Annotated in this window: 4 protein-coding genes and 1 pseudogene; 2 read left to right on the top strand and 3 right to left on the bottom strand. The window is 61.7% G+C overall.

What is annotated here, in order from left to right; all coding sequences use genetic code 11:
• From EN969_RS11055 to leuA, 3 genes are all read right to left on the bottom strand, one after another.
• Positions 1–546 (bottom strand): alpha/beta fold hydrolase (locus tag EN969_RS11055; protein ID WP_127419125.1); only part of this gene is annotated, 546 nt, incomplete at its 3' end.
• A gap of 197 nt (positions 547–743) precedes the next feature.
• Positions 744–2,519 (bottom strand): hypothetical protein, encoded by a 1,776-nt coding sequence (locus EN969_RS11050; protein WP_063168867.1) that lies wholly within the window; start codon positions 2,517–2,519, stop codon positions 744–746.
• A gap of 183 nt (positions 2,520–2,702) precedes the next feature.
• Positions 2,703–4,442 carry a 2-isopropylmalate synthase gene (gene leuA, locus EN969_RS11045; RefSeq protein ID WP_032899463.1) on the bottom strand — a complete coding sequence of 580 codons (1,740 nt, stop codon included), beginning with the start codon at positions 4,440–4,442 and terminating at the stop codon, positions 2,703–2,705.
• A gap of 823 nt (positions 4,443–5,265) precedes the next feature.
• On the opposite strand from leuA, the gene EN969_RS11035 reads away from it, so the two are divergent.
• On the top strand, positions 5,266–6,432 hold the full coding sequence (locus EN969_RS11035; RefSeq protein ID WP_063168866.1) for an ATP-grasp domain-containing protein: 1,167 nt from the start codon (positions 5,266–5,268) through the stop codon (positions 6,430–6,432).
• Between the two features lie 4 nt (positions 6,433–6,436).
• Positions 6,437–6,747, top strand: a pseudogene (locus EN969_RS11030) (hypothetical protein); the annotation flags it as partial.

The raw sequence follows: 6,747 nt of genomic DNA, 5'->3' as shown, positions 1-6,747 counted from the left end.
GTCCACGGTCATGGCGGCCGCGATCCCGACCAGCTTTTCGAGTTGGCCGGGTCGCCTGCGCATTTCCCAAAGGATGTCCACCGTATGTTCGAGCGGCAGGGCAGAAGGTCCCGACATCTGGGAGAGGCAGGAGCGGATCTCGGACCGATCCGCGGCTTCGGCATAGCGGCGCAACAGCGGCCCGTTGATTTCGGGGCCAAGGCCGCCCGGCGCCAGAAGCGTCAGCGAGGCTATCTTTTCGGGCTCGGCCAGCGCCATCAGCGCCGCCACGGCACCACCCATCGAGTGGCCCACGAGATGAACGCGCTTCAGCCGACGCTCCGAGAGGTCGGTCAGCACGGCCTTGGCCGCCACCCTGGCCGGACCGGCGGCGGGAAAGTCGAGCGACATCCCATGCCCAGGCAGATCATAGGCCAGCGTATGCGTGGAAGGCGTCAGGGCGGAAATCACCTCGCGCCATACATCGTGGCAGCCGCCGAAACCGTGCAGCAGGACGATGGCCTTCGAGCCAACACCCTCTTCGGCGGCAAAAAGTGATGCGGTCATGAAAGCTGATTTTTTGTTATTGCAGAATGCGCGACACCAATCGTGGCTGAATTGCTCCTAGTCCGACATGATGACCAGTAAAATTTTCGCGATTTGTACGGTTGTGTACAGAACTTGGGGATCAACCGGCATTCGGCGATCGGAGCGCAGTAAATCCATCGGGACACGGCGCAGCCAGTGCGCGGACGTCGATGATGTCAGCTCGGGCTGCCGAGCCCGGCAGCGCGCAGCGCCTGAACCAGCCGGTCGGTCAGGTCGGCCGGATATTTCCGCTCGACGAAAGTCGCCCGCGGATCGGCGGCAAATTTGGGGAACTCGGTGGTCAACTGTTTCAGCAGCGTGCTCACCAGATGGTCCTGTCCGGCAGCCTTGGCGCCGATCAGCCGTGCCGCCAGATAGTGTGATTTCGTTGCGGTCGTTCTCAGTGCCATGCTGGCCGCGACTGCCTTGTTCGTGTCGCCGAGCATGAGCTCACCGACGAACAGCCCATAGTCCCACCATGTCGGGTGTCCGCTGAAGGTCTCCGCCGCATGATCGAGGATCGGCGTTCCCTCGGCGTAGCGTCCGGCGAAGATCAGCCCGTAACCGTAAGCGGCGGCCATGCCGAGATCGTAGGGGTTGAGTTCATAGGCCTTGCGCATCCAGCGGATTGATTCGTCCGTATTGCCGAGGTGCGAACTGACATAGCCGTAGGCGCGATGCGCATAAGGGCTGGTCGGACCCATCTGCACGCCGCGATGGGCAAACTCGACGGCTGTTTCAATCGTCGCGTTGGGCGGATAGGCGTAATGATCGGACACCGCCTCGAGATGCAGGGAAGCAAGTTCCGAATAGACGAGCGAGGACTTGGTTCCACCATTGGCCAGCTTCTCGAGGCAACGATAGGCCGCCTCATGGGTCCTGGCGTTCTGGTCGAGGTAATATTTGCCGTTGAGCAGCAGGCACTGCGTCAGACCGTTTGGCGTGCCGGTCTGCTCGATATAGTTGTAGATGGTGCCGGAGGCGGGGAGTGCCGAGCTCAGCATGTCGGCAATACGGTCTTCGACCGCCGCAGGTGCGCTGTCGGCAGGGGTGAGATTGCGCGATAGAAGCACCCGTCCGGACGCCATGCTTTGCAGTTCTATCGTGATATCGCCCGCGTCCGGTCCGGGCAGGATGTCGAATATGAAGCTCGCAGCGTCGTCGGCTGGATCGTTGACGGTGTCGCGGCCGATGAAGTCGATCGTATCGAAGCCACTCAGGCCGGCGCGCAGCGATGCGGCGACACGGCTGGCGTCGGAGCCGTCAGCCTTGAGTCCGATATAGACTTGCGGCAGGGCGTCAGCCCTTGCCGACGATGTGATGCTTGCGGTTGCGCCAGCGGTCTCCGGCGTTGCCGAGATGTCGCCGCCTGCCAGCAAGGCAGTGCTGCCCTGGCGAAGGATCAGTACGCCCAGCATGGCGATGACCAGGGCGATCGCCATCCAGAAAAAGCGGAGATGGCGCGCCACCGAGGGGGCAGGCGAAGTCGGTACGGAAGTCAGAGACATCGCCTCCGGCGTGCCCGTGCCGGCTTCGTTTGACCGATCGGCGGATGCGGCGCCGTCCAGCCTGAGTTCGGGAACAGCCTCGGCAATATCCGGCAGGCGGATCGCATTCGATTCATAGGCAGGAACATAGCCGCCGCGCGGAATGGCGATGCGGACCGGTTCGGCAATTCCCTCATTGGCGAAATAGTGCTGCAGAAGCTCGCGCAGCCTGCCTGCCTGCACCCGCACCACGGCATCGGTGGACGGGTCGAAATCGCCGTCCTTGCCGAAAACATCCATGGCAATGGAAAAGCCCTTGAGCCTGTCGGCTTCGCCGGCCTGTTCACGTTCGACAAGATAGCGTAGCAGCTTGCGCGCGCGTTCGGATCGGCCGAACGTTTGGCTGGCAAGCAGTCGCTCCAGTGTCTCGCGCACTGCGGGGGCGGCAGGCGTGGCATGCTGCAAGTGTCGATCCTCTCGAAGTCGGCACAGGTTGAGGCGCGATCATATAGGTCCCGCACCACCACACAAGTATACACCCCATTATGCGATCACGTACCCACCGGATAATTCCGCGGTGGTTAACGGCCCGAAAGGTCGGAACCGATCACCAGATTGGACGGTTCCGATCTTTGTTCCCGTCGGGCGTCAGCCGGCTTTTTTGCCGACGATACGGTTGGCGGCGGACATCACTGCTTCCAGCGAGGCGGCGACGATGTTGGTGTTGATGCCTGCGCCGAACAGCTTGCCGCCGGGATATTCCATCTCGACATAGGAAATGGCCGACGCGTTCGAGCCGCGCTGCATCGAGTGCTCGGAATAGTCGAGCACCGACATCTCGACACCGAGATGACGTGACAGCGCATCGACGAAGCCGTCGATCGGGCCGGTGCCTGTGCCCGATATCGTCAGTTCCTTGCCGTTGTCGAGGATGACCGCCTCGACGACGCGCCGGCCCTTGATCTCGGTGCTGGGATAGGTGTGGTGATCGAGGAATTTCAGCCGCGCGCCGGGCTGGTCGACATAGGTCTCGAGAAAGCGCTCGTAGATGCGCCTGGCCGGCACTTCCTTGCCCTCGGCATCGGTGATCGCCTGGATTTCCTGGCTGAACTCGATCTGCAGGTTGCGCGGCAAATTGAGGCCGTAATCGGCCTGCAGCACATAGGCGATGCCGCCCTTGCCGGACTGCGAATTGATGCGGATGATGGCTTCGTAGCTGCGTCCGACATCGGCCGGGTCGATCGGCAGATAGGGCACTTCCCACAGACTCGTATTGGCCTTCTTCAGCGCCTTCATGCCCTTGTTGATGGCATCCTGGTGCGAACCGGAAAAGGCGGTGTAGACGAGTTCGCCGACATAGGGGTGGCGCTCGGGGATCTTCAACTGGTTCGAATATTCATAGACGTCCTTCATCCGGTTGATGTCCGAGCAGTCGATCAACGGATCGACACCTTGCGTGTACATGTTCAGCGCCAGCGTGACGATGTCGACATTGCCGGTGCGCTCGCCATTGCCGAACAGCGTGCCTTCGACACGGTCGGCGCCGGCCATCAGGCCGAGCTCGGTGGTGGCGATGCCGGTGCCGCGGTCATTGTGCGGATGCAGCGAGACCAGCAGGTTCTCCCGGTTGTCGAGGTTGCGGCACATCCACTCGATGCGATCGGCATAGATGTTGGGTGTCGACATCTCGACCGTCGAGGGCAGGTTGATGATCAGCTTGTTGTCAGCGGTCGGCCTGACGATCTCGGTGACGGCGTTGCAGATCTCCAGCGCAACTTCCAGCTCGGTGCCGGTAAAGCTTTCCGGCGAATACTCGAAACGAAAGCCTCCGCCGGCCTTGGCCGCCATGTCGGTGATCATCTTGGCGGCGTCGGTGGCGATCCGCTTGATGCCGCCGACGTCCTTCTCGAAGACGACGCGACGCTGCAATTCGCTGGTCGAATTGTAGAAATGGACGATCGGGTTGGTGGCGCCCTTCAGCGCCTCGAAGGTGCGGGTGATCAGCTCCGGCCGGCACTGCACCAGCACCTGCAGCGAGACATCGGCGGGTACGTTGCCTTCCTCGATGCACCAGCGGGCAAAGTCGAAATCGGTCTGCGATGCCGACGGGAAGCCGATCTCGATCTCCTTGAAGCCCATGTCGAGCAGCAGGCCGAACATGCGTGCCTTGCGCTCATGGCCCATAGGATCGATCAGCGCCTGGTTTCCGTCGCGCAGGTCGACCGAGCACCAGATCGGCGCCTTGTCGATAACCTTCGAGGGCCAGGTGCGATCGGTGAGACCGACGGTCGGATAGGGCTGATATTTGCGAGCCGCGTCGGGCATGCCTTTGGCCGAATCCGTGTCGGCTACCGCGGCATCGGAGCGGATCTCTTCTCGTGCGTTCATCGTCGTTTCTCCCGGCGGCTCATGGATCCACCTTCAGGTGGATTGATGGCGAGCGGCGCCTTTACCAGAATTTCGTTCGCTTGATGTGATTGCCAAGGAGCATGCGCTTGCGCGGCGGTTCGACCGCCGGGCGCTCCTTCAGCGAACCCGGCGATCGCCGATAAGGCCGAGAAGAAGCAGGGTCGAAGCCAGCGCGCGCACGGTCTCGCCGGAAAAACCGGTCGGACGGGAAGCGTTGCTGGCGCGCGTGTTCATGGCGGTTCTCTTACAGGAGCGGCTTGTGGGAGGCAAGTGGGCCGCGGGCCGTGTCGTAAGCACATGAGTTGTCCGGATTAGCACGTGAGTTGTCCGGTTTCATAGCCAGCGAATGGAGGCTGGGGATGAAGCGGGCCGCAGGCCGTGCAGGACAACGAATCCGGGTTAACGGGCTTCTTCGGAGCCTTTGCCGGCGCGTTGGCCGACGAAGCGTCAAACGAAAAACCCGCCTGTGCGGCGGGTCACTGGCGCAAATCAGCACCATGGATGAAAATGTACCTTAGCTGAGGGCAGGGAGTCAAGAAAAAATTCCTATCATTAAAAACTTTCGGCACAAAGGCTGCCAACACCGCCGAACTGACTGCCGCCGCCAGGCCTTTGTTCAGCTGAGTTCGGCAGGCCGTGTCGTAAGCAGTCGTCCGGATTAGGCAGCAGATGAGTTGTCCGATTTGTCTGTCGGCTGGTTGAGACGGGCGGCACCCCGACGCGCGTGCTCTTCCCCAGGCGCGGCAAATGCGCCAGACTTGGGCGACGGGTTGCGATGTCCAGTCGCCGGGAGGGGTCGTCCATGAATTTCGTGTTCTTCTCGCCGCATTTTCCCGCCAATGGCGCGGATTTCTGCGACCGTTTGAAGAAGGCCGGGGCCAGGCTGCTCGGTATCGGCGACGCGCCCTATGACGCGCTCGACGCCAAGCTGAAGGCGGCGCTCAGCGAGTACTACCGTGTCGCCGACATGGAGGACTATGATCCGGTGTTCCGGGCAATGGGGCATTTCATCCACAAGTGGGGCCGCATCGACCGCTTTGAATCGCTCAACGAACACTGGCTGGAGCTGGAAGCCAACATCCGCACCGATTTCAACATCTACGGCACCAAGCTCGATTTCGTGAAGAACCTGAAGCGCAAGAGCCGCATGCGTGCCTTCTTCCGCAAGAGCGGCGTCGACACCATCGCGCAGCGCAAATGTTCCGACCGCGCCGGGGCCATGACCTTCATCCGGCGCGTTGGCTATCCGGTGGTGGTCAAGCCCGACAGCGGTTCCGGCGCATCGAACACCTTCAAGATCTCCAACGCCAAGGAGCTCGACCAGTTCTTCCGGGACAAGCCCGAGGACGTGACCTTCGTCATGGAGCAGTTCATCGAGGGGCTGGTGGTGACCTATGACGGGCTGGTCAACCGCGACGGCGAGGTGGTGCTGGCGGCCAGCCACCGCTACGACCAGAGCGTCATGGAGGTGGTCAACAAGGACCGCCACATGAGCTATACCTGCTTTCCCAGAATCAACCCGGCGGTCGAGGAGGCCGGTCGAAAGATCCTGAAAGCATTCGACGTGCGTGAACGCTTCTTCCACATCGAGCTGTTCGAGACCAAGGACGACCGTGTCATCGCGCTGGAGGTCAACATGCGCCCGCCCGGCGCCTGGATGACCGATGCGATCAACTATACGTTCGACATCGATGTCTATGCGGCGTGGGCCGACATGGTGGTCAGGGATGCCGCCGGCGGCCCTTACGAGGGCAAATATTTCACCGCCTATGCCAGCCGCAAGCGACGCCTCCACTATTTGCACAGCCATGAGGACGTGCTAGCCGCGCACCGCGACAAGATCGTCCACCATCAGGCCATCGAAGAGGTTTTCAGCCGCGCCATGGGAAATTACGCCTACCAGATGCGCTCGAAAGACGAAGCAGCGCTGCGCGAAGCGGTCGCGTACATCCACGCGGAAAAGGCGTGAGGCGATGGACATTTCCTATCATAAGAATTTCTCGAGCCAACTCGGCCGCGACATGGAATACAAGCGCTACGGCCATGCCGGCCGGCCGGTGGTGGTGTTTCCGACCTCGCAGGGCCGGTTCTACCAGTTCGAGGATTCCGGCGGGGTGGGCGCACTGGCCGAATTCATCGACACCGGCCGCATCCAGCTGTTCACGGTCGACGGCGTCGATTCGGAATCCTTCTTCGACAAGCATGCCGACGCGGCCCATCGCATTGCCCGCCACGAGGCCTATTTCCGCTATGTGCGCGAGGAAGCGCTGCCGGACTTCCTGTC

It is taken from the genome of Mesorhizobium sp. M7A.F.Ca.CA.003.01.2.1, assembly GCF_003998945.1.
Classification (GTDB): Bacteria; Pseudomonadota; Alphaproteobacteria; order Rhizobiales; family Rhizobiaceae; genus Mesorhizobium; species Mesorhizobium ciceri.
This window is presented reverse-complemented; position numbering and strand designations above follow the sequence as displayed.